This is a genomic window from gamma proteobacterium SS-5, from assembly GCA_009497875.2.
Lineage (GTDB): Bacteria > Pseudomonadota > Gammaproteobacteria > Chromatiales > Chromatiaceae > Magnetovirga > Magnetovirga frankeli.
Genome location: CP032508.2, coordinates 2,472,440 through 2,496,285, shown reverse-complemented (window position 1 = coordinate 2,496,285; position 23,846 = coordinate 2,472,440). Strand labels below are relative to the sequence as shown.

Annotated in this window: 17 protein-coding genes; 10 read left to right on the top strand and 7 right to left on the bottom strand. The window is 62.7% G+C overall.

Features of this window, described 5'->3' with window-relative positions:
* Window positions 1-21: 21 nt before the first annotated feature.
* Together phbB and D5125_16575 are read right to left on the bottom strand one after the other, a co-directional pair.
* Window positions 22-762, bottom strand: a complete 741-nt coding sequence (gene phbB / locus D5125_16580) for an acetoacetyl-CoA reductase (protein ID QFY90943.1) — start codon at window positions 760-762, stop codon at window positions 22-24.
* A gap of 285 nt (window positions 763-1,047) precedes the next feature.
* Entirely contained in the window at window positions 1,048-1,419 is a 372-nt protein-coding gene (locus D5125_16575) for a phasin family protein (GenBank protein QFY90942.1), read from the bottom strand.
* Window positions 1,420-1,692: 273 nt separating this feature from the next.
* Here D5125_16575 and purL point away from each other — a divergent pair, with 273 nt between their 5' ends.
* Both purL and D5125_16565 read left to right on the top strand, forming a co-directional pair.
* Window positions 1,693-5,604, top strand: a complete 3,912-nt coding sequence (purL, locus tag D5125_16570; protein ID QFY90941.1) for a phosphoribosylformylglycinamidine synthase — start codon at window positions 1,693-1,695, stop codon at window positions 5,602-5,604.
* A gap of 235 nt (window positions 5,605-5,839) precedes the next feature.
* A complete protein-coding gene (locus D5125_16565; GenBank protein QFY90940.1) occupies window positions 5,840-6,142 on the top strand; it encodes a hypothetical protein in 303 nt (100 codons plus the stop codon).
* A gap of 140 nt (window positions 6,143-6,282) precedes the next feature.
* On the opposite strand, the gene D5125_16560 is transcribed toward D5125_16565, so the two are convergent.
* Complete coding sequence (locus D5125_16560; protein ID QFY90939.1) at window positions 6,283-6,723, bottom strand: YcgN family cysteine cluster protein; 441 nt, start codon at window positions 6,721-6,723, stop codon at window positions 6,283-6,285.
* Window positions 6,724-7,058: 335 nt separating this feature from the next.
* Between D5125_16560 and D5125_16555 the strand changes: the two genes are divergently transcribed.
* From D5125_16555 to D5125_16540, 4 genes are all read left to right on the top strand, one after another.
* Window positions 7,059-7,526, top strand: coding sequence for a methylated-DNA--[protein]-cysteine S-methyltransferase (locus D5125_16555; protein QFY90938.1), 468 nt, complete (start codon window positions 7,059-7,061; stop codon window positions 7,524-7,526).
* Complete coding sequence (gene xerD / locus D5125_16550) at window positions 7,513-8,436, top strand: site-specific tyrosine recombinase XerD (protein ID QFY91208.2); 924 nt, start codon at window positions 7,513-7,515, stop codon at window positions 8,434-8,436. Before D5125_16555 ends, xerD begins: the two co-directional genes overlap by 14 nt.
* A gap of 376 nt (window positions 8,437-8,812) precedes the next feature.
* Window positions 8,813-9,295 (top strand): YajQ family cyclic di-GMP-binding protein, encoded by a 483-nt coding sequence (locus D5125_16545; protein QFY90937.1) that lies wholly within the window; start codon window positions 8,813-8,815, stop codon window positions 9,293-9,295.
* Between the two features lie 125 nt (window positions 9,296-9,420).
* A complete protein-coding gene (locus tag D5125_16540; GenBank protein ID QFY90936.1) occupies window positions 9,421-10,137 on the top strand; it encodes a DsbC family protein in 717 nt (238 codons plus the stop codon).
* Window positions 10,138-10,197: 60 nt separating this feature from the next.
* Here the strand turns inward: D5125_16540 and D5125_16535 are convergent, their stop codons facing one another.
* Window positions 10,198-11,829 (bottom strand): alpha-D-glucose phosphate-specific phosphoglucomutase, encoded by a 1,632-nt coding sequence (locus tag D5125_16535; protein QFY90935.1) that lies wholly within the window; start codon window positions 11,827-11,829, stop codon window positions 10,198-10,200.
* Between the two features lie 299 nt (window positions 11,830-12,128).
* On the opposite strand from D5125_16535, the gene D5125_16530 reads away from it, so the two are divergent.
* The 3 genes from D5125_16530 (at window position 12,129) to D5125_16520 (ending at window position 15,479) form a co-directional block, all read left to right on the top strand.
* Complete coding sequence (locus tag D5125_16530) at window positions 12,129-12,419, top strand: nucleotidyltransferase domain-containing protein (protein ID QFY90934.1); 291 nt, start codon at window positions 12,129-12,131, stop codon at window positions 12,417-12,419.
* Entirely contained in the window at window positions 12,416-12,961 is a 546-nt protein-coding gene (locus tag D5125_16525; protein QFY90933.1) for a hypothetical protein, read from the top strand. Before D5125_16530 ends, D5125_16525 begins: the two co-directional genes overlap by 4 nt.
* Window positions 12,962-13,100: 139 nt before the next feature.
* Window positions 13,101-15,479: an AsmA family protein gene (locus D5125_16520; GenBank protein ID QFY90932.1), complete on the top strand. Its 2,379-nt coding sequence runs from the start codon at window positions 13,101-13,103 to the stop codon at window positions 15,477-15,479.
* 257 nt (window positions 15,480-15,736) lie between these two features.
* On the opposite strand, the gene D5125_16515 is transcribed toward D5125_16520, so the two are convergent.
* Window positions 15,737-16,174, bottom strand: coding sequence for an EF-hand domain-containing protein (locus D5125_16515; protein QFY90931.1), 438 nt, complete (start codon window positions 16,172-16,174; stop codon window positions 15,737-15,739).
* A 71-nt stretch (window positions 16,175-16,245) separates the two neighbouring features.
* Entirely contained in the window at window positions 16,246-20,100 is a 3,855-nt protein-coding gene (gene hrpA, locus D5125_16510) for an ATP-dependent RNA helicase HrpA (protein ID QFY91207.1), read from the bottom strand.
* A 722-nt stretch (window positions 20,101-20,822) separates the two neighbouring features.
* Between hrpA and D5125_16505 the strand changes: the two genes are divergently transcribed.
* The gene (locus D5125_16505; protein ID QFY90930.1) at window positions 20,823-22,268 is read left to right on the top strand and encodes a cytochrome C; all 1,446 of its coding nucleotides are present in this window, start codon (window positions 20,823-20,825) and stop codon (window positions 22,266-22,268) included.
* A 136-nt stretch (window positions 22,269-22,404) separates the two neighbouring features.
* On the opposite strand, the gene D5125_16500 is transcribed toward D5125_16505, so the two are convergent.
* Entirely contained in the window at window positions 22,405-23,844 is a 1,440-nt protein-coding gene (locus D5125_16500) for an HDOD domain-containing protein (protein QFY90929.1), read from the bottom strand.
* Window positions 23,845-23,846: the final 2 nt, after the last annotated feature.

Below are 23,846 nucleotides of genomic sequence, written 5' to 3'. Positions count from 1 at the left end.
CTGATCGCTGGCAGCTGACGGCTAGTGAATAAACAGTCCGCCATTCACCGGAATGTTTGCGCCGGTGAGGTAGGTGCTGTTGTCGTCGGCCACAAAGGCCACGGCGTGGGCGATTTCCTCGGGTTTGCCCATGCGGCGCATGGGGATGCCGGCAACGATGGACTCGCGCACGTCATCGCGCATGGCGGCGGTCATGGCCGTTTCCACATAACCGGGGGAGATGGTGTTGGCGGTGACGCCCTTGGTGGCACCCTCGTAGGCCAGGGTCATGCTGAAGCCGTGCATACCGGCCTTGGCGGCGGCGTAGTTGGCCTGACCGAACTGGCCGCGCTGGCCGTTCACCGAAGAGATGTTGATCACCCGGCCAAAGCCGTTCTCGATCATGCTGTTCCACACCGGCTGGGTGACGTAGAAGGCGCTGCTGAGGTTGGTGTGGATCACCGCATCCCACTGCTCGGCGCTCATTTTCTTCATGGTGGTGTCGCGGGTAATACCGGCGCAATTGACCAGAATATCCACCCGGCCGTGCTTGGCCAGGACCTCGCCCATCATGCGGGCGCTGTCCTCGGCGCTGGAGACATCACCCACCACGGCCTCGGCATCGCCGCCCTGGTCGGCCAGCCAGGCCTCGACCTTGTCCGCCTCGGAGGGGTGATAGGTGGCAATCACCTTGGCCCCTTCCTGGGCCAGACGACGACAGATGGCGGTGCCAATACCGCCCAGACCACCGGTAACTACGGCAATTTTGTTGGTGCAACTCATGTTTTTCTCCAGGGATGTGATGGGATAAGTGGGTTGAACTTATAAGGACGCAGAGAATGCTGAGGAGCGCAGAGCACGCAAAGGATTAAATCTTCCGCACCTGGCATGCACAGCCAGCCGAGCCAAGATAATGGCTGAGATGCAGGGATAATCAGGCACAGCTTTTAATCCCTTTGCGCCCTTTGCGTGTTCTTGGCGTTCTTTGCGATCCGGTTTAGGGCCTAAATTCAGGATAAAAAAAACCCGCCCTTGCGGGGCGGGCCTTGGCGCTTATGATGACACGAATCAGGCGGCCTTTGCAGCCGCTTTATCGAACTCTTCCTTGCCGGCGGCCAGGTTCTTTTCAAACCAGCTGCGGTACTCGGCACCCACCTGCTGGCTCATTTCGGCCATTTCGCGGGTCTTGCCGATCAGGGTCTCGCCCAGGTTACGGCCCATTTCCAGCTGGGTGCGCAGGGCATCCTGGTAGGTCTTGGCCTCGGTCACCGCCTTGGTCTGGTTGATGGCGCTTTCCATCAGCTGGCTGTAGGTGCTCAGCTGGGTTTCCATCATCCGGTTCCAGGTGGTCAGGTTGAGTTCGCCGAGCTGACGCAGGTTGTCATAGCCCTTGCTGTTCAGGTCGCTGATCATGTCGAGGTTTTCTTTTGCAGTCTTCATTTGGGTCTCTCCCGTTTGGTTGTCAGAAAATTGTGCAACGCAACATACGCTGAGGAGAAGAATAGGAGACAATCCCTGGACTGTCAAGAATTTTTTTGTGCGCCGCACAAAGAGACCGTAAATATATCTTATCCTGTTGATTTTGAATCATAATCATATTTGTCTTGGGGCGGGCAGGGGGCCTTGCCAGCTGTCTGTGGCCGCAAGGATGCTGCCCATTCGCGCGTCATTTTCGTTATGATTGCGGCATCTTTCCCTCAAAAGGCAAACCTGATGCTGGTTCTGCGCGGGGCCCCGGCCCTTTCTGAATTTCGTCTCAACAAGCTGCAACAACGCCTGGCCGATGCCCTGGGTCTGGCACCGGGTCTGGAATTGGAGCTGTACGCCGAGTACTGCCACTTTGCCGAGCTGGAGCCCCATTTGGAACAAGCCCTGGATGCCGCCGAGCTTTCGGTGCTTGAAGCCCTGCTGCGCTACGGCCCCAAGCGCGCCAGCCATGAACCCGAAGGTCAGCTGCTGCTGGTGACACCTCGCCCCGGCACCATCTCGCCCTGGTCGTCCAAGGCCAGCGACATCGCCCACAACTGCGGCCTGAGCCAGATCCGTCGGCTGGAGCGCGGTATTGCTTACTATCTCAATGCGGGCAAGGCAGGTCTGGATCAGGCTCAGCTGAATAGTGCCGCCTCCCTGCTGCAGGATCGCATGACCGAGCAGGTCTGGTTCGATCTGGACGAGGCCGAGGCCCTGTTCCGCCACGCCGAACCACGGCCGATGATCAGCGTCGATGTCCTCGAAGGCGGCCGCGAGGCCCTGGTGCAGGCCAACAGCGAGCTGGGCCTGGCCCTGTCGGCGGACGAGATCGACTACCTGGTGGACAGCTTCCAGGCCCTGGAGCGTAATCCCACGGACGTGGAGCTGATGATGTTTGCCCAGGCCAATTCCGAGCACTGCCGGCACAAGATCTTCAACGCCGACTGGATCATCGATGGCGAGCGCCAGCCCGACTCCCTGTTCAAGATGATCCGCAACACCACCGAGGTCTCCCCCGCCGGCGTGCTCTCCGCCTACAGCGACAACGCCGCAGTGATGGAAGGCCCGCAGGGGTTGCGCTTCTTCGCCGATCCGGCGACCGGCCGCTATGTGGAATCGGCGGAGCCGATCCATATTTTGATGAAGGTGGAGACCCACAACCATCCCACCGCCATCTCCCCCGACCCAGGTGCCGCCACCGGCTCCGGCGGCGAGATCCGCGATGAGGGCGCCACCGGCCAGGGCTCCAAGCCCAAGGCGGGGCTCACCGGCTTTTCCGTCTCCAACCTGCGCATCCCCGGTGCCGAGCAGCCCTGGGAGCAGGACTTCGGCCGCCCCGAGCGGATTGTCTCGGCCCTGGACATCATGCTCGAAGGCCCCATCGGCTCGGCCGCCTTCAACAACGAATTCGGCCGCCCCAACCTGTGCGGCTACTTCCGCAGCTATGAAATGGCGGTGCCCGGCCCTGACGGTGAGGAACTACGCGGCTACCACAAGCCGATCATGCTCGCCGGCGGCTCGGGCAACATCCGCGCCGAGCACGTCGAGAAAAAACCCTTCCCCGCCGGCACGCCCCTGGTGGTCCTCGGCGGTCCGGCCATGCTCATCGGCCTGGGTGGCGGTGCCGCCTCGTCAATGGACTCTGGCCGCTCCGCTGCGGACCTGGACTTTGCCTCGGTACAGCGGGCCAACCCGGAGATGGAGCGGCGCTGCCAGGAGGTCATCGACCGCTGCTGGGCCCAGGGCGAGGCCAACCCCATTCTGTTCATCCACGATGTCGGCGCCGGCGGTCTGTCCAACGCCCTGCCGGAGCTGGTGCACGACAGCGGCCGCGGCGGCCGTTTCGAGCTGCGCACCCTGCCCTGCGATGACTCCGGCATGTCACCCATGGAAATCTGGTGCAACGAGTCCCAGGAACGCTATGTGCTGGCGGTGGATGCCGAGCGCCTGGACGATTTCCAGGCCATCTGCGAGCGCGAACGCTGCCCCTATGCGGTGGTCGGCGAGGCCACCGAGGAACAACGCCTACTGCTGGGGGACGCCCAGTTCGGCAATCAGCCCATCGACATGTCCATGTCCCTGCTGTTCGGCAAGCCACCGCGGATGCTGCGCGATGTGCATCGCCGCCCCTTCCACAAAAAGAAGCTGGAACTGGGCGACATCGACCTCAAGGAGGCCCTGCTGCGGCTGCTTAGGTTGCCGACGGTGGCTGATAAGACCTTCCTCATCACCATCGGCGACAGATCCATCACCGGCCTGGTGGCGCGGGATCAGATGGTCGGGCCCTGGCAAGTGCCGGTGGCCGACTGCGCCGTCACCCTCAGCGACTACCAGGGCTACGCCGGTGAGGCCATGGCCATGGGCGAGCGCAGCCCCCTGGCGCTGCTCAAGGCCCCCGCCTCCGGGCGCATGGCGGTGGCCGAGGCCATCACCAACCTGGCGGCGGCGGACGTGCAGCGCCTGGGCGACATCAAGCTCTCGGCCAACTGGATGGCCGCCGCCGGCCACACCGCCGAGGACGCCAAGCTCTACAACACAGTGCAGGCGGTGGCCATGGAGCTGTGCCCGCAACTGGGTATCGCCATCCCGGTGGGCAAGGATTCCATGAGCATGAAGACCGTCTGGCAGCAGGGCGACAAGCCGCGGGAAATGGCCGCGCCCCTGTCGCTCATCGTCTCCGCCTTTGCCCCGGTGGCCGATGTGCGCCGCTGCCTGACGCCGCAGTTGCGCCTGGATCAGGGCGACAGCGACCTGATCCTGATCGATCTGGGTCAGGGCAAGAACCGCATGGGCGCCTCCTGTCTCGCCCAGGTCTATGGCCAACTGGGGCGACAGGGGCCGGATCTGGACGACCCCGAGTTGCTCAAGGCGCTGTTCCAGCTGCTGGTGGAATGCCGCCAGCAGGGCTTGCTGTTGGCTTACCACGACCGCTCCGATGGCGGCCTGGCGGTGACCCTGTGCGAGATGGCCTTTGCCGGCCGCTGCGGCCTTGACATTCGCCTCGATGGCCTGGGGGATAACCCGCGCAAGGCCCTGTTCTGCGAAGAGCTGGGGGTAGTGCTGCAGGTACGCCGGGAGCACAGCCAGCAACTGCTGCAGCGCATCGGCGAGCTGGGTCTGGGCAAGCACAGCCGGATTATCGGCAGCCCCAACGCCAGCGATCAAATCCGTTTGTTCCACGCCGGCAAGCTGTTGCTGGAAATGAGCCGGGTGGAGCTGCAACAGGCCTGGAGCCAGACCAGCCAGCAGATGCAGCGCCTGCGCGACAACCCCGAGTGCGCCGATGAGGAGCACGCCCGCATCGCCGAGCCAAACCCTGGCCTGCAGGTGCAGCTCAGCTTTGATCTAAATCAGAACCCGGCCGCACCTATGCTCAATCTGGGGGCGAGGCCCGCGATGGCGATACTGCGCGAGCAGGGGGTCAACGGTCAGGTGGAAATGGCCGCCGCCTTCCACCGCGCTGGGTTTGACTGCATCGATGTGCACATGTCGGACATCCACAGCGGCCGGGTGGAGCTGGCCCAGTTCAAGGGTCTGGTGGCCTGCGGCGGTTTCTCCTATGGCGATGTGCTCGGCGCCGGTGAGGGCTGGGCCAAGTCGATCCTGTTCAACTCGCGCAGCCGCGACCAGTTCCAGGCCTTCTTTGCCCGTAGCGACAGCTTCGCCCTGGGGGTGTGCAACGGCTGCCAGATGCTCTCCAACCTGCACGAATTGATCCCTGGCAGCGATCACTGGCCGCATTTCGTGCGCAACCGCTCGGAGCAGTTCGAGGCCCGTTTCTCGCTGGTGGAGGTGCTGGATTCGCCGTCGATCCTGCTGGCGGGCATGGCCGGCTCACGCATGCCCATCGCCGTGGCCCACGGCGAGGGCCGCGCCGAGTTCCGCGATGCCGCCCATCAGCAAGCGGCAGAGGGGCTGATCGGCCTGCGCTTCATCGAAAACAGCGGCGAGCCGGCCCGCCGCTACCCGGCGAATCCCAACGGCTCGCCCGACGGCATCACCGGCCTGTGCAACAGCGACGGCCGAGTGACCATCATGATGCCCCATCCGGAGCGGGTGTTCCGCGCCGTGCAGCACTCCTGGCACCCGGATGGCTGGAGCGATGACGGCCCCTGGTTGCGTCTGTTCCGCAATGCGCGGCTGTGGGTGGGGTGAGTTCCAGCCGTCAGCGCTCAGCGGTAAGTGGCTGGCCTGAAGGCTCGGCCCTGCATTCCGAGTCTCGAAGCGCCTGGGAACTGTTTCATTCTCTGGCCTGAAGCGGACCAGTCCCTGTCGGTTGGGGACAATTAGCCTTTGTCAGAGGCCCCTGAGTCGCGGTAATCTTGCCGCACAACAACAGGGCCTGTGAGCCCGCCTTAATCGACACGCCTTCACTGAGGAGAACCGAGAGATGAAATTGACTGCACCCCTGGGCTTGTTGCTCTCATTGGGCGGCTGGGTCTTGCTGATACTGGTATTCGTTAATCTGCTATCGGGTCATCTGGATGACCGGACCTGTGGTACCCAGTGCGTGCGGAATTACTTCTTCGGTGCCACCGGCCTGGGCGCGGCAGGGGTGCTGCTCGCCCTGGCCTCCCTGTTCGGCCCTGGTAACCGCTGGATCTGCGCCGCCGCCATGATCACCGCGCTACCCCTGGCCGGGATCGTCGCCGGTATCTACCTGATCGGAAACTTTGGCCATCTGCTGCATTGATCCCCAATTCGTGGGTTAAACCACAGAGCTAAATCAATGGATTGCAGCTAAATGATTACCTGATTGCCCTTGTGTCTTGGCCAAGCCGTTGACCTATGCCCCGTGACAGGCCAAGGCCAGACGATGGCAGGGATACAGGGTCAACTCACCCAGCTGATCAGGTGGTGCTCCAGCCTGTCGGCGTCCCTTTCGTGGATCACCCGGCCGCAGATGCACTGCCCGGCGCGCTGCATGGCGCTGCGGTCGCCGCTGATCAGGGGGTGCCACAGGGGCAGGTCCTTGCCCGCCGCCAGCAGGCGATAGGCGCAGCTGGTCGGCATCCAGTTCAGCTCGCGGCTGTTTTTCGGCGTCAGGGTGACGCACTCGGGCACCCGTAGCGAGCGATTGGGGTAGTCGGAGCACTGGCAGCTGCTCAGGTCCAGCAGGTTACAGGCCACGTTGGTGTACTGGATCTGCCCGCTGTCGCCATCCTCCAGCTTGTTCAGGCAGCATTTGCCACAGCCGTCGCAGAGGGATTCCCACTCTTCCCGGCTGAGTTGTTCCAGTGTCTTGCGTTGCCAGAAGGGTGATGGATCGGTCATGTATGGGTCCGGGTTTGTGTTTGGTCTTTATTGATGTCCGCAAACGAACTCGCGGACTCAACAGGGGCAATGGCATTGTTGCATCTGGGAGCGCCGAGTTGCACTCGGCGAGTCAAACCGCCAGGGCCGAGGTACCCCACGCCTGGCTCAGACAGGCATGATCCTTACTGTGAAACATCCGTGGCAATTTTCGAGTCCCGAGTCCCGAACCCCGAGTCCCGAAGCGCACAAGAAGGTGTTTCATGTTCCGGGGTGGCGCTGCTCGCTACATGATCGTTAGGATAATAGTTTTCGTGAGTATGCGCCTTATGGATACCCCTCTTGTCCAGACCCGGATGGACTCGCCCCTGGGCTGGCTGCGCCTGTCCCATGCCGATGGGCGCTTGGTCAGCCTGGACTTTCTTGCCGCAAAACAGCCCGGGTTTTTGTCGATCCCCCTGAGGGCCCTGGGCCACGAATGGCTTTGCAAGCCCCTGCTCGACTATTTTACCGACGGCCACAGGCCCATAGCTCTGCCACTGGATCTGCGCGGCACCGACTTTCAACGCCGGGTTTGGCAGGCCCTGTTGCAGATACCGCCCGGTCAGACCCGCAGCTATGGCCAGTTGGCACGGCAGCTGGGCAGCTCGGCGCAGGCGGTGGGCAACGCCTGCCGGGCCAATCCCTGCCCCCTGGTGGTGCCCTGTCACCGGGTGCTGGCCAAACAGGGCCTTGGCGGCTACTGCGGCCAGACCCAGGGCGAGCAATTGCAGATCAAACGCTGGCTGCTGCGCCATGAGGGGGTAGGGCTTGACTGGGTCTGAGTCGGCTCAAACGGGCTGTCCCAAAGACAACCCCCTGATCGAGCAGTTCGCCGATGCCCTCTGGCTGGAGCGGGGGCTGGCGCACAATACCCTCAGTGCCTATCAGACCGATCTGCGCCAGCTGGCGCTCTGGCTGGAGGGGCAGGGCAGGTCCCTGCTGGCGGCCGAGCGCGCCGATCTGCAGCAGTATCTGGCGGTGCAGTTTGAGCGCGGCAAGAAGGGCCGCTCCAGCGCCCGCCTGCTCTCCTGTCTGCGTCAGTTCTATCGCCACGCCCTGCGCGAGGGGCAGATTGAGGTCGATCCCACGGCACGCATCGAGTCACCCAAACTGGGCCGACCCCTGCCCAAGTCCCTCAGCGAGACCGAGGTGGAGGCCCTGTTGGCAGCGCCGGATACCAGCAGCGCCGAGGGCCTGCGTGATCGCGCCATGCTGGAGGTGCTCTACGCCACCGGTCTGCGCGTGTCCGAACTGGTGGGGCTGCGGCCGGATCAGCTGGGCCTGAATCAGGGGGTGGTGCAGGTGGTCGGCAAGGGTGGCAAGGAGCGCCTGGTGCCCCTGGGCGAAGAGGCACTGGATTGGCTGCGGCGTTTTCTGCATGGCCCGCGTCAGGAACTGCTCCACGGCCGCCCCTGTGATGCCCTCTTCCCCACCCGGCGCGGTGCCGGCATGACCCGCCAGGCCTTCTGGTACCTGATCAAGAAACATGCCTTCAACGCCGGTATTCACAAGGGGCTATCGCCGCACACCCTGCGCCACGCCTTCGCCACCCACCTGCTCAACCACGGCGCCGATCTGCGCGTGGTGCAGATGCTGCTGGGCCACAGCGACCTGTCCACCACCCAGATCTACACCCACGTCGCCCAGGCCCGGCTGCAGGAACTGCACGCCCGTCATCATCCCCGCGCCTGATCGCCGTGCTTGGTGTGCGGCGTCTGTGGTAACTTAGCCAGCCTTGCGGCCCCATTGGCGAACCCAGTGGCGAAAATTTCAGGACGCAGAGACCGCAAAGGAGCGCAGAGATCGCAGAGTTGGATAAAAATTCAACCTAAAAAGAGCATTTGGCCACAGAGCCACAGACGACTCCATGGACGGAGGAGGTAGGTCATGCCAAACCGATGAACCCACACCTAGCCCCAAAGGGTGGTAGGTGTGGGGCGGTGGCCCTGGAGTCGTCTGTGTCTCTGTGGCTTAACTGAGGAATATAGGTTCAAGCCTCTGCGTGCTTTGCGCTTCTCTGCGATCTCTGCGTCCCATTGCTTCCGGCACCGCCGGGTTAGGAGAAAACATGCCTTCATTCGATGTGGTTTCCGAGGCCGATCTGCAAGAGGTGCGCAATGCCGTGGATCAGGCCAATCGTGAGGTATCTCAACGCTTTGACTTCAAGGGCAGCGATGCCCGGTTCGAGGTCAAGGGGACCGAGATCAACCTGCGCGCCAATGATGACTTCCAGTTGCAGCAGATGATGGATATTCTTCATGCCAAGCTGGTCAAACGGGGCGTGGACATAGCCGCGCTGGAGAAGAAAGACCCGGTGGTCAACCTCAACGATGCCCGCCAACTGGTGATCGTCAAACAGGGCATAGAGTCGGACACGGCAAAGAAGATCGTCAAGGAGATCAAGGCCAGCAAGATCAAGGTGCAGGCGCAGATCCAGGGCGAACAGGTGCGGGTTACCGGCAAGAAGCGGGATGATCTGCAGCAGGTCATCGCCTTCCTGCGGGAGCAGGAATTCGGCCTGCCCCTGCAGTTCAACAATTTTCGCGATTAAAATTGGACGCAGAGGGCGCAAAGGAGCGCAAAGGACGCAGAGATGAAAGAGGATTGGCAAGCGCAGCATGCTCCGCGATTTCAGTGACCGTAGATAAAGTTTTTTATTTTCAATCAGGAAATCCTATGCAGATCAAAAACATAGCTCTATCCCTGGCAGCGAGTCTGCTGCTGGCCCAGCCCCTGCTGGCGGAGACGGACGGCAAAGGGGCCGTCCAGCAACGCCTGGCCAAGATGATGCCCGGTGCCAAGCCCGACAGCATCAGTGAATCACCGGTCAAGGGCCTGTATGAGGTGGTGTTCGGCCCCCAGGTGGTGTACCTGTCTGCCGATGGCCGCTATTTCATGAAGGCCAACATCATCGACCTGGAAACCGACGAAAATCTCACCGAAAAACGTCGATCCTCCGCCATTCAAGGTGCCCTGGCCGAGGTGGGCGAGGACAATATGATCATCTTCGGCGACACATCCAAGCATCAGGTAACGGTATTTACCGACATAGATTGTGGCTATTGCCGCAAGCTGCATAAGGAAATCGCCGCCTACAACAAGGCCGATATTCAGATCCGCTACCTGTTCTACCCCAGGGCGGGGGTCGGCAGCCCGTCTTATGACAAGGCGGTATCGGTCTGGTGCGCCGATGACCAGAAAAAGGCCATGACCCAGGCCAAGGACGGCAAGAAGGTGGCGGAGAAGAAGTGCGACAACCCGGTGGTGGAGCACATGCGTCTGGGTGAGTTGATGGGCATCAACGGCACCCCAGCAATGATCCTGCCCGACGGCGAACTGCTGCCCGGCTACGTCCCCGCCGCCAAGCTGAGCCAGTACCTGGAAGGCAAATAAAGAAGGAGGTCGGGCGGCCTGCCAGCCCGACCCCCGCCTATGCCATAGCACAACACCGTTTCAAGTAATCACACTGGGCCGCTCACGACCCGTGCGCTGGCGGATCTGGGCCAATTGCTCGGCGATGGCGATCAGGGGCCGCAGCACCTCCTGGGTGTCCTGCTGCTGCCTGGCCGGGGCGGGCTCGAAGGACTCCAGATAGACCCTCAGGGTCGCCCCCTGGGTGCCGGTGCCAGACAGGCGAAACACCACCCGCGAGCCGTCCTCGAAGCCGATGCGTATGCCCTGATTGGCGGAGACGCTGGCATCCACCGGGTCGCTGTAGCTGAAATCGTCGGCGTAGCTGACGCGGTAGCCCTCGATCTGCTGCCCCGGCAGCTGGCCGAATTGATCACGCAGGTGCGCCATCAGGCCCTCGGCGGCCTGGGCGTCTATGGCCTCGTAGTCGTGGCGGCTGTAGTAGTTGCGGCCGAAGCGGGCCCAGTGCTCCTTGAGGATGGTTGCTACTGACTGGCCCTTGACCGCCAGCAGGTTGAGCCAGAACAGCACCGCCCAGAGGCCGTCCTTCTCCCGCACATGGTCCGAGCCGCTGCCGAAGCTCTCTTCGCCGCACAGGCTGATGCGCCCGGCATCCAACAGGTTGCCGAAGAATTTCCAGCCGGTAGGGGTCTCGAAGCAAGGCAGTTCCAGGGCCGCAGCCACCCGGTCCACCGCCTGACTGGTGGGCATGGAGCGGGCCACGCCGCTGATGCCCTTGGCGTAGCCGGGGATCAGGTGGGCATTGGCGGCCATGATCGCCAGGCTGTCGCTGGGGGTGACGAAGCAGTCGCGGCCGAGGATCATGTTGCGGTCGCCATCGCCATCGGAGGCGGCAGCAAAGTCCAGGCCCTTGCTGCCACGGGTCATGGCCACCAGCTCGGCGGCGTGTACCAGATTGGGGTCGGGGTGACCGCCGCCGAAGTCCTCCAGCGGCCGGGCGTTGATCAGACTGCCGGGCGGGGCCTCCAGCACCTCTTCCAGTATGTATCGGGCATAGGGCCCGGTAACCGCGTGCATGGCATCGAAGCACAGGCTGAAGTTGGCGTTGTTGAAAAAGCTGCGCATCAGCTCGAAGTCGAACAACTGCTGCATCAGCTCGGCGTAATCCTTGACCGAATCCACCACCTCCACCTGCATCTCGCCCAGTTGGCGGCTACCCAGGTGGTCGATATCCAGGTCATCGGCTTGCAGCAGGCGATAGCTGTCGATCTGCTTGCTGCGGGCAAAGATGGCCTCGGTGATCTTCTCCGCCGCCGGGCCGCCGTTGCTGGCGTTGAACTTGATGCCAAAGTCCTCCTCCGGCCCGCCGGGGTTGTGGCTGGCAGACAGAATGATGCCGCCCTGGGTGCGGTATTTGCGGATCAGGTGCGAGGCGGCCGGCGTGGAGAGGATACCGGCCTGGCCCAGCAGCACCTTGGCAATGCCATTGGCTGCCGCCATGCGCAGGATGATCTGGATCGCCTGACGGTTGTAAAAGCGGCCATCGCCACCCAGCACCAGAACGCCGCCCTGCAGCGGCTGGGTGTCAAACAGGGACTGGACGAAGTTCTCCAGATAATGCGGCTGCTGAAACACGCGCACCTTCTTGCGCAGGCCGGAGGTGCCGGGTTTTTGATCGGAAAAGGGCTGGGTGTGGATGGTTTGGATGCTCATGAACGACCTCATCGGAATTATTTTGCGTTATTTGACCATAGATTGGATCACAGTTCGGCCCTAGGAGCCTGTCGGGTTTAGGTGCCCGTAGCGAGCAAGGTGGGAGAACGAGAACAAATTTTCACGATTTTGAGGCGCTGAGTTGGCCTAGGCAACGAAAAATCGGGGCCAATGTTCAAAACAATTCTGGGCCGTTCTTCCCACCGGCGCAGTAGGAGCATTCTAAATCCGACAGGCTCCTAGGGAAGCATATTTGTACGAAACCGCAAAACAACCAGGAAAGCCGCTAATCTTCACCCATGCGACTGACAAATCAACAAATCGAAATCATCAAGCGAACCGTTCAGCATCACGCAGGGCGTGAAGCCTGTGCCATAGTCTTTGGCTCAAGACTGCGTGATGATGTCAAGGGTGGCGATATTGACCTGCTCATACAATCCGACCATGCCATCGGGCTGCTGCAGCGCGCCCGCATCAAACTGGCCCTGGAACAGGCCTTGGCCCTGCCGGTGGACGTTATTGCTCACCAATCCGGAGTGCCGCCGACGCCGTTTCAACGGATCGCCATCGAAAAAGGCCTTTTGCTATGAATGCAAAACCCTTCCTTGAAGCCGAAAAAACCCACCTGGCGCAACTGCTCGAAGCCATTCAGCGCTGTACCTATTACCTGCACGCCACCACCACGCGCCTGGAGTGGCCCTTGGAAGGACAGACACTAGAGTTCCGGAAAAAAGACAGCGTTCTTTTTGAAGCGCTGGCTGCCTTCAATGAGCGTTTCGCCAAGCTGCAAGATACGCTGGGGGCAGCGATGCGCCATGCCTCACTGCTGCTGGGCGAAAGTACGGAAAGCTTTCTCAAGGTGCTTGCCTACTACGAAAAAGCAGGGGTAGTCGATTCCATAGAAACATGGCAAGCCCTGCGCACCGTGCGCAATCTGGCAGCGCACAGCTACGAAACCGACTATGCCGCCATTGCCGAACACTTCAATACCCTGCATGAAATGGTTGCGAGCCTGTATCAGACCGCTGGATTGTTCATCGACCATTGCGAAAACCGGCTGGGCGTTTGTCCGGAACACGCGGATTTTGAGCCGGAATTCCGGCAGATTGCAAAAGTGTCGAGCCCCAGATGAATAGCATAGCGAGATCGAGCAGCGCTGGATTGGCATTGGGCAAGCGCGCAACGCGAAACGGTTGCTGGTGGTGCATACTTATCGGGAGGCCAGCGCTACCAGTGCTTTACACCCATGTGATTCCATTGAGGACAGAACCATGAAACTCTTGTTCAAAATCCTTGGCTTGCTGCTCATGCTGCTGCTGGTGGCGGCCCTGGCCCTGCCGTTGGTGCTGGACCCCAACGACTTCAAGCAGCAGATCACCGAGCAGGTGGAGCGACACACCGGCCGGCCGTTGCAGCTGGGCGGCGACATCCGCCTGAGCTACTTCCCCTGGCTGGGGGTGGAGCTGGAGCGGGTATCCCTGGGCAATGCCAAGGGCTTTGGCGACAGGCCTTTCGCCCAGGTGGACGAGGCCGGGGTCAAGGTCAAGCTGCTGCCCCTGCTGCAACAGCGCCTGGAGGTGGATACCCTAGTGCTCAAGGGCTTCAAGGCCCACCTGATCCAGGAAAAGGACGGCCGCAACAACTGGCAGGACCTGATCAGGCCCAGCGCGGCCGGGGCCGATACAGGGGCTGACAACAAGGCCAGGCCCCTGGCGGCGCTGTTGATTGGCGGCATTGAACTGAGCGATGGCCTGTTTATCTTTGAGGACCGGGCGGCGGGGCGCGGGGTGCAGCTGACCGGGCTGAACCTGAGCAGCGGCCAGATCAGCCCCGGTCTGCCGGTGGATATCGGCCTGAGCAGCCAGGTGCAGCCCCTGCCCGGTGGCATGGCCTTTAGCAGCGCCCTGTCCGGCCAGCTGAATTTCGACCCCGCCAGCCAAAGACTCAGCATACAGGGCCTCAAGCTGCGCCTGGCCGAGCTGAATGGTCCGCAGAGTCTGGAGCTGCGCGGCCAGCTGGAGCTGGATACCCGCTTGCAGCTGCTCAACCTGCGTGACCTGCATCTGAATGCCGCCCTGCAGCCCCCAGGTGCCAGCCAGACCATGAACCTGAGCCTGGATGGCCAGCTGGCGGCCAATATCCATCAGCGTCACATCTCCCTCTCGCCCCTGTCCCTGCGCCTGAGCCCCCTGCCGGGGGTGCCTGCGGCCAAGCTGGACGCCCATCTCAACCTGGACCTGGCCAAGGGCCTGGCCCTGCTGGATCAGATTCAGGCCAATTTTGCCGAGCTGGACCTGCGCGGCCAGCTGCAGGCGGAAAACCTCCTGACCCAGCTTAGCTTCAAAGGCAAGCTGGAGCTACTGCCCTTCAAACCACGCCGGGTGCTGGCCGGTCTTGGCCTGTCGGCACCCCAGACCACAGACCCCGTGGCCCTGACCCAGGGCAGCCTGAAGCTGGGCCTGAGCGGCAATCTGAGCAAGATCGATCTGACCAATATCCAGCTTAGCCTGGATGACAGCCTGCTCAGCGGCAACGCCAGCATCGCCCTGGCGCAGCGGCCCAGGCTGGGCTTTGATCTCAAGCTCAACGGCCTGGACCTGAACCGCTATCTGCCCCCGCCCGCCGCGGGTACGGCCAGGACTGCCGAGTCCGGGCCACTGCCCCTGGCCCTGCTGTTTGCCCTGGATATGCAGGGCCAGCTGGGCATAGGTCGGCTGGCGCTGGATCGCTTCCGGCTGGAGAACATCGGCCTGAAACTGACCCAGGCCCAGGGCAAGCTGCGCCTGGAGCAGAACATAGGCAACCTCTATCAGGGCAAATACAGCGGCCTAACCCTGATCGACGCCAGTGCCAAACCGCCGACCCTGGACTATCAGGCCAAGATCAGCGGCGTGCAGGCGGAGCCCCTGCTCAAGGCCATCAGCGGCGAGGACCGGCTGCGCGGCAAGGGCGATGTCAGTATCAAACTCCGCTCCCAGGGCAACACCGGCGTCGAACTGCGTAACCGGCTGCACGGGGATGTGCAGGTCAGCTTCCGCGATGGCGCCATCAAGGGCTTCAACCTGGCCCAGACCCTGCGCGAGGCCAAGGCGCGCATCGCCGAGCTACAGGGCAAGGAGCCGCCGCCGGAGCCGTCCAAGGTGCAGGAGACGGACTTCTCGGCGCTGGACGCCACGGCCAAGATCCAGGGCAGCCTGATTCACAACACATCCATGCAGATGAAGTCGCCCTTCCTGCGCTTTGAGGGTCAGGGCCAGCTGGACAGCGCCAAATCCTGGCTGGATTACCGCCTCACCGCCGTGGTGGTGGAGAGCAGCAAGGGCCAGGGCGGCAAGGACTTCAAGGAACTGACCAATATCCCTATCCCCATGAGCTACCAGGGGCCGCTGGAGCAGATGGGCGATTGGCGGCAATGGAAGGTGCATCTGGATCAGGTGATCAAGGCCAAGGTCAAACAGCGGGCTGAAGAGGAGGGCCGCCGTCTGCTGCAAAAGAAGCTGGGCCTGTCGGAAGAGGCGGCGGCCTCGGAGGAGGAACTCAAGCGTCAGCTGGAGGAAAAGGCCAAGGCCAAGCTGGAAGAAAAGCTGCAACAGGAGCTGGAGGAAAAGGCATCGGACGGGCTCAAGGACGTCCTGAAAAGGCTGTTTTAATCTCCTGTAACTGGCCAACCCTCGACGACGCTGGCTCGGGGGTGAAAAGTGGTGGCCGCCTGGTGGGAGGGCAGCCTTGCTGCGCGATTTGGCCGACCCGGGTCGCCCAGCACAGCTGGCCTCCCAGGCTGCGTCGGGTGGCCTCTTTTACCGTAAAGCATCCGTGGCAACTCCCGAGTCCCGAAGCAGCCAAGGGATTTCTCATCCTCCGTGGTGCCCCACACCTGGCGCAGATAGGTGTGGGGCCTGGTGCGGGTTTAGGGACGACCCATGCCCATGCCGCGCCCTTTGCCGAACTGCTGGCGCATGGCCTGGCGCTCATCCGGGGTGATGTAGCCGTCGCCGTTGATGTCCATCAACTGAAAGCGTTCGGTCGAGCGTTGAACGAATTCATCCTGGGTCACCGTGCCATCGCCGTCGGTATCAAAAAGGGAAAACCGCTTTTCCACCATGGCGTTGTGCTCCTGCAGGGAGATGCGGCCATCGCCATCGGTGTCGATCCAGCGCATCTTGCCGCCTTTGCCCGGCCCGCGCATGCCGCCCCGGCCCATGCCGGGGCCGTAGGGCATGGCCTGGGGTCCGGCCGGGCCCATGCCCGCTCCGGGGCCGCCGGTCGGGCCCATGCCATAGGGTTGAGCCAGGGCCAGGCCAGCCATGCCCAACAGGGCGACCAGGGTAATGAGTGATTTTTTCATGATGCTTCTCCTCGATTGTTGAACCACAAGCCCTACAACGCGCTCGCTGGCCATTGGTTGACGGGGTTATTTCACAGCCCCAGCTCCCGGCGGCGTTTTTCCATGCGCTTGAGGGAGATGGGGTAGGCCGTGCCCAGTTCCTGGGCGAATAGGGACACGCGCAGTTCCTCGAACATCCAACGCAGCTGCTCCAGGCGTTCGTCTTCGCGCCCAGCGTGGCAGGCCTTGTCGTATTGACCCTGCCATTCGCTCAGGGCCGGGCCGATCTGGCGCAGTAACTGCTGATCCCGCGCCGCGGCGTGGCCCAGCTTATCCAACCGTAGCTGCAGCGCCTTCAGGTAGCGGGGGTACTGGCGCAGCTGTTGAAACGGGGTGTCCAGCAGAAAGCCGCGATAGACCAAACGGTCGAGCTGGGCGCGCATGTCGTTGAGGGAGTCGAGCCAGTTGATCTCGCCGCGACCGGCCAGGGCCTGGCGCAGCCCCTGGTAGTGATGGAGGATCTCCGATGCCAGGGTGCACACCCGATTGGCTTGCTCCATCAGCCCGCTACGCCCCGACTCCAGGGCCTGATTGAAGGCCTGGGCATCGCGCATGGCTGGCCGCTCCTGGATGAAGGCGAGGTCGATGATCAGCTCCACCAGTTCCTCTTGCAGCTCTCGGGGCTGGCCGTCCATGGCCCTTGCCTTGGCGTATTGCAGGGCCATGCGTTGCAGGTTCGGCAGATTTTTCTTCAAATAGCGCCCGCTCTGGCCCAGACGGATCAGAAACAAGCGCCGCAGTCCCTGGCGGTGGGCCTGCTCGGCACGCGCCGCCGAGTCGAGCACGCGCAGGGCGACGCTCTTGCCCTCGTCCACCAGCGCCGGAAAGCCCTTGAGGCGCACCCCGGCCTGGCCGATCTCGATACTTTCCGGCAGCGGGCCGCAGCTCCAGTCGCGCAGGCCGGTCTGCTCCTGCAGCGCCCCCTTGACCTGACTGAAGGCCTGCTCGGCGCGCTCGGCAAACTGGCGCTTGAGGGCGGCCAGATCGCGCCCCTGGGCCAGCAGCTGGCCGTTTTCATCCAGCACGCGGATGTTCAGGCGCAGGTGCTCCGGCACCGCCTGCAGGTCCCAGGCATCCTCGGGAATCCGCACGCCGCTGAGGCGCTTGAGCTCCTCCCCCAGCCGGGTCAGCAGCGGCCCTGCGCCGGGCTTGAGCCGCTCGGCCAGCCGGGCGGCGGTGTCCGGCACCGGCACAAAATGCTTGCGCAGGGTCTTGGGCAAGGCCTTGAGCAGGGCGGTCAGGCGCTCCTGCAGCTGGCCGGGGATGCCCCAGTCGATCTGCTGCTGATCCACCTGATTGAGCACCGCCAGGGGCACCGCCAGATTGGCGCCGTCGTCCGCCTGACCGGGCTCAAAGGCATAGCGCAGCGGCAGCTGCAGGCCGGCGAAGTCGAGCCGATTGGGAAAGGCGGCGGCATCCAACTGCGGCGCCTGCTCGCGCAGAATGTCGCCCATGCGCAGATGCAATAGCTTGGGTTGCTGCTTGCTGATCTCCCGCAGCCACTGATCGAACTGCGCCGTGCTGTAGATACCCTCGGGGATGCGCTCGTTGTAAAAGGCGAACAGCTTGTCTTCATCCACCAGAATGTCTCGCCGGCGCGACTTGGCCTCCAGCTCATGGACCTGGGCGATGAGCTCCTGATTGTGCCGCCAGAAGGGCGCACGGCTGTGGAAATCACCCTCCACCAGGGCGGAGCGGATGAAGATCTCGCGGCTCTGTGCCGGGTTGATCGGGCCGTAGTTGATCCGCCGCCGTGGCACCAGCACCAGGCCGTAGAGGCTGACCTTCTCGAAGCCGCCCACCTGGCCGCGCTGGCTCTGCCAGTGGGGCTGGGAGTGGCTGCGTTGGAGCAGATGCCCGGCGGCCTGCTCGACCCAGGCGGGTTCTATGGCCGCAGCCGTGCGGGCATAGAGGCGGCTGGTCTCCACCAGTTCCGCCGCCATCAGCCACTTGGGCTGGCTGGCGAACAGGCCGGAGCCGGGGAACAGGTGAAAACGGCTGTTGCGCGCCCCCAGGTAGCCCTTGTTTTTGCCGCTTTCGCGCCAGCCGATGTGGCCGAGCAGGCCCGACAAGAGTGCGCGGTGGATCTCGCCGGGGTTACCGGGCTGTTCGTTCTCCTTGTGCCCCAGCTCGTGCATCTGCAGTTGCAGTTGCTGGTGGATGTCGATCCACTCGTTGACCCGGTTGGCGGAGAGGAAATGGCCCTGGCACAGCTGCTGGAACTTGCGCCGGGACAGGTGCCGACGCTTCTCCTGCAGATAGTCCCAGAGCTTGACGAAGCTGAGAAAATCCGAGGTCTCGTCCTTGAACAGGGCATGGGCCTCGTCCGCTTGCTGCTGCTTGTCCGCCGGGCGCTCGCGCGGGTCCTGCACCGACAGGGCGGCGGCAATCACCAGCACCTCGCGCAGGCAGGCGTGGTGTACGCTCTCCAGCACCATGCGGCCAATGCGCGGGTCCACCGGCAGGCGGGCAATCTGCTGGCCGATGCGGCTGACCCGGCCCGTGCCATCCAGCGCGCCCAGTTCCTCCAGCACCCGGTAGCCATCACGCACCAGACGCATGTCCGGCGGGTCGATGAAGGGGAAGGCGGCGATGTCGCCAAAGCCGAGCATCTTCATCTGCAGGATCACCGAGGCCAGGTTGGTGCGCTGGATCTCCGGCTCGGTGAACTCGGCGCGGCTGGCGAAATCCTCCTCGCTGTAGAGGCGGATACAGATGCCCGGTGCCACCCGGCCGCAGCGGCCCTGGCGCTGGTTGGCCGAGGCCTGGGCGATGCGCTCCACCGGCAGGCGCTGGACCTTGGAGCGATGGCTGTAGCGGCTGATGCGGGCAAAGCCTGCGTCGATGACGTTACGGATGCCCGGCACGGTGAGCGAGGTCTCGGCCACATTGGTGGCAAGGATGATCCGCCGCGAGCCATCGGGACGGAAGATGGCCGCCTGCTCGGCGCTGCTCTGGCGGGCGTACAGGGGCAGGATCTGGATGCCCTTGTGGCGGTGCTGGCGCAGGCTCTCGGCGGACTCGCGGATGGCGCGCTCGCCGGAGAGAAACACCAGGATATCGCCCCAGGGCTCGCGGGCCAGCTCGTCCACTGCATCGAGCAGGGCCTGTTGCAGGGGTTCATCGCGCTCGTTGCTGCCGCCCTCCTCGCTCGGCGGACGATAGCGCAGATCCACCGGATAGGTGCGGCCAGAGACGTTGATCACCGGCGCACCATCGAAAAAGCGCGCAAAGCGCTCCGGGTCTATGGTGGCGGAGGTGACAATCAGCTTCAGCTCAGGCCGCTTGGGTAATAGCTGTTTCAGATAACCGAGGAGAAAATCGATATTCAGGCTGCGCTCGTGGGCCTCGTCGATGATCAGGCAGTCGTACTCCAGCAGCTCGCGGTCCTGCTGGATCTCAGCCAGCAACATGCCATCGGTAACCAGCTTGACCCGGCTCTGCGCCGAGACCTGATCCTTGAAGCGCACCTTATAGCCCACCGCCGCGCCCAGCTCGGTATCCAACTCGCTGGCGATGCGACTGGCCAGGCTGCGGGCGGCGATGCGCCGCGGCTGGGTGTGGCCGATGCGCCCGCCGATGCCGTAGCCCAGCTCCAGGCAGATCTTTGGCAGCTGGGTGGATTTGCCCGAGCCGGTCTCGCCGCAGAGGATGATCACCTGATGGCGCTGGATCAGCCCGGCGATCTCCTCGCGCCGCGCGGAGATGGGCAGCTCCTCCGGGTAGCAGATCGGTCCCAGGGCACCCTGCCGGGCGGCAAAGGCCGCCTGCGAGCGCTGTAGATCGCGCTGCAAGCGTGCCAGGCCCTGATCGAAGGGCAGTCCCTTTTTTTGCCGCTGGCGCAGGCCATGCAGACGCCGCCCCAGGGCCTGCCGGTCTTGCAGCAGGCAATGGGATAGATCGATTGGCTGGAGGGGGGCAGAGGGCACGGGCAGTCGGCAGGCTGGATAAGGCTAAATCAACAGGCCCCATTCTACCCTGTTGGATGGGGCTTGGCTTGCCCTGCCAAGCCCTGGAGAAAGAATTGTCGTAACGACCTGCCGAGTTCCAAGTCCTGTCGAGTTCTCTTCAATAATCCTGATTACCCATGTATCTCAGCCATTACCTCAGCTTGGCTAGCCATGCACGTCCTGGGCTGGGAGGCCGACTTTGCCATGCGGCATAGGGTGGGCCGCGCCCGCCACCAAGCCACAGCCATGAAGCCTGCCCCTAGGAGCCTGTCGGGTTTAGGTGCCCGTAGCGAGCAAGGTGGGAGAGCGAGAACAAATTTTCACGATTTTGAGGCGCATAGTGGGCCTACGCAACGAAAAATCGGGGAAATTTGAGCCGTTCTTCCCACCGGCGCAGTAGGAGCATCCTAAATCCGACAGGCTCCTAGTGGTTGCTCGGCGGCCACGGGCCGCCCTATTCGATTGGCTGAGATTTGTGGGTAATCAGGTCAATAATTGACATTTATCAAGAAAACCCTGCCGCTTCTCTGCTAAAAGACATAAAAACACAATAAATATAAGGGTTATGGCGTTGGCGCTCTGATATCAGGGCGTTGGCGTCGGCCACAGCCCGTCCCCGCGGGGGGAGGGTAAATCACGCACCCTGAGGAGGAGCAGCAATGAAGAAACGTAGATGGGGGAGTAGTTTGGTCCTTGCCCTGGGCTGGCTGTTTACAGCCGGGCTGGCGCAGGCGGCCTACAATGAGGAGGCCGTGGTGGACATGGAGGATCGGGAGAAGCAGGCCGACTGTATCGGCTGTCACAGCAACGTAACCCCTGGGGTGGTCAAGCAATGGCTCGACAGCCCCATGGCCAACACCAAGAAACGCAACGACGCGGTCACCTGTGTCAACTGTCACGGTGCCGAGCACAAGACCATGGAGGACCACGCCAAGGCCGCCATGCCCACCACCGAGACCTGTAAGGAATGTCACAAGACCCAAGCCAAACAGATGAAAAAGGGCAAGCACCATCTGGCCTGGTTTGGCATGAAGTCCCAGATCGCCTGGCACGGCCAGCCTGGGGCCATCACCAAGGAGGGCTACCGGGGCTGTTCCGGCTGCCACAAGATTGGTGAAAAGGGCCTGAAGGGCATCATGGACGGGGTCAGTGGTGAATTGCAGCACGACGGCGGCGAGGAGGCCTCGCACTACCGCTACGGTAACGCCCAGTGCGACAACTGCCACACCCGGCATACCTTCCGCAAGTCCGAGGCCCAGGACCCGCGTGCCTGCTCCAACTGCCACATGGGCTTTGACCATCCCCAGTGGGAGATGTACAGCACCGCCAAGCACGGCATCATCTGGCAGATCGAGGGCCATCAGGAGGAAAACAGCCGCGCCCCCACCTGTCAGAGCTGTCACATGATGGAAGGCGACCACGAGGTCGTCGCCCCCTGGGGCTTCCTGGCCCTGCGTATCCCCACCAAGGAGAATGTCCTGGCCCTGGTGGACGCCGCCCCCGCGCTGGAGCCGCAGTTGACCAAGCTGGCCGCCGCCCTGCCCTCGGGCAACTACGTGGATGTGGACGACGACCCTGAGTGGGTGCTGGATCGGGCCTTGATCCTGCAAGCAGCCGGTATTCTCGATGCCGACCTGCAGCCGACCAAGCGCTTTGTCGAGATCGTGGTGCAGGGCCGGGCGGCGCGTGGCCCAGAGGAGTTCAACGAGCTGCGCCTGAAGATGAAAAACCACTGCAATCAGTGTCATGCCAAGGGTTTTGTGGATCAGCACTTCCGTGCCTCGGATGAGATCATCAAGGCCGCCGACCACGAATTCGCCAAGGCGATCAAGGTGGTGCAGGGGCTCTACGCCGATGGCATCCTGGTCAAGCCGGACCACTGGGAATTCGCCCCGGACCTGTTGCAGTACTACGATGCCAAGACCAAGATCGAGCAGGAACTCTATCTGATCATGCTGGAATACCGCCAGCGCACCTTCCAGGGTGCCTTCCATGCCAACAACGACTACATGCACTGGTATGGTTGGGCACCGCTGAAGACGGCGGTTAACACCATCCTGGAGGAGGCAAAGAAGATGCGGGCCGAACACAAGGCCGGCAAATAAGGCTAAGGGGTAGCGATCCGGGCTCAGGGATGAGTGTTCACCCCCTTCACCCCGCTGGGGTGAGGGGGTTTTTGTTGGTGCGGATTCAGGTTGCTCGGGACTTGGTTTCGGACGGTTTGTCGGGACCACTCTATGGCTATTTGATCCCCAGGCGCTGGGCCAGGATCATACCGGTCTCCGAGGAGAAGTGCTTGAAGCTGCTGAAGGCCTCCTCGTCCAGGCTGCGGCCGCTGAGGCTGCGGTCGGCGTAGATGATGCCGATGCTCTTGCCGTTGACCATGATGCAGCTGGCAAAGAAGGGCTTGAGGCCTATGACCTGCTGTACCTTGGGGGTGTACATGGCCTTCAGTGCCGGGTTCTTGGCCAGGTCCACCCAGAGTTCCGCCTTTTTATCCAGGATGCGGAAGAAGATATTGCTCGGGTCCGTAGTGCGGTTAAAGCGGAAGGATTCGGTAAAACTGAGGCTGCTGCGGCCCAGGGAGAATTTGCCATAGATGGTGTTGCGGTCCGGGGTGGCCAGGGAGAACAGGGTGCGGTCGAAGCCCACGCCGCGATGCACCCCCTCCATCACCATCTCCACGATCAGGTTGAAGTCGGCCTTTTTTTCGGCAATCTGTGACAGCTCGCGCAGGATACGCAGTTGCAGCAGGGGATCGGGCTCGGGGAAATCGCTGACCTTGGGCTCTTCCGCCGGTTTTTCCAGCTTTTCCTTGTCCGGCAGGGGGATGGCCTTGGCTGCGTTGGCCGCGCCGTAGATGCCGGCGATGCTGGCCGCCTCGCGGGCATTGTTTTTCATCTCGGCCAGCAGGTGCTCCTCCTTCTCCAGGGTGATCTTGGCGGCCTGCTTGACCACTTTCTTTACCTCATCGGAGTTCCAGCCGTGTTGCTCCGAGGCCTGGGCCAGCTCATGGGCCAGGATCACGCTCTTGCCTCGCCGTTGCGCCTTTTCCGGGTGCTCCAGGGTCTCTTCCAGCAGTTGATTGATACCCCATTCCTTGACCAGGCCCAGGCTGAGCTGGTTCAGCTCGAACCCCAGCACCTCCTTCTGCGCCAGTTCCGGGTCATACTCGGGCTGCTCCAGCAGCTTGAGGATGCTTTCGCCCTGTTTGCCGGAGTGGCACCAGAAGGCCAGATCGCCGATGTTGTGCAGCAGGCTGGCGACGAAGACCTCCTCCGGCTCCTTGTCGTCCATCAACAGGGCCATCTCCCGCGCCTGTACCGCCGAGTGGATGGCCCGCGCCAGTTCCTTGGTGAGCTGGTCCTTGGCCGGACCCGTGACCACCGAATCCACCAGGCCGATGGACAGGCAGATGTTGCGGATGGTGCTGAAGCCCATCACCACCACGGCGCGGCTGACGGTGCTGATGGGTGCGCGGGCCGGGTTGTAGTAGATGCTGTTGACCAGCTTGAGCACCTTGGCGGTGAGGGAGGCGTCCTGCAGCACCACCTTGGCCAGCTTGGAGGCGGAGGCGAGGTCATCCTCAGCAACGCTGACTATGGCCTGTACCGTCTTGCCGAAGATGGGCATTTCCTGGTCGCTGATGTGGGCAATCCATTGGTCCAGTGATTTCGGCATAG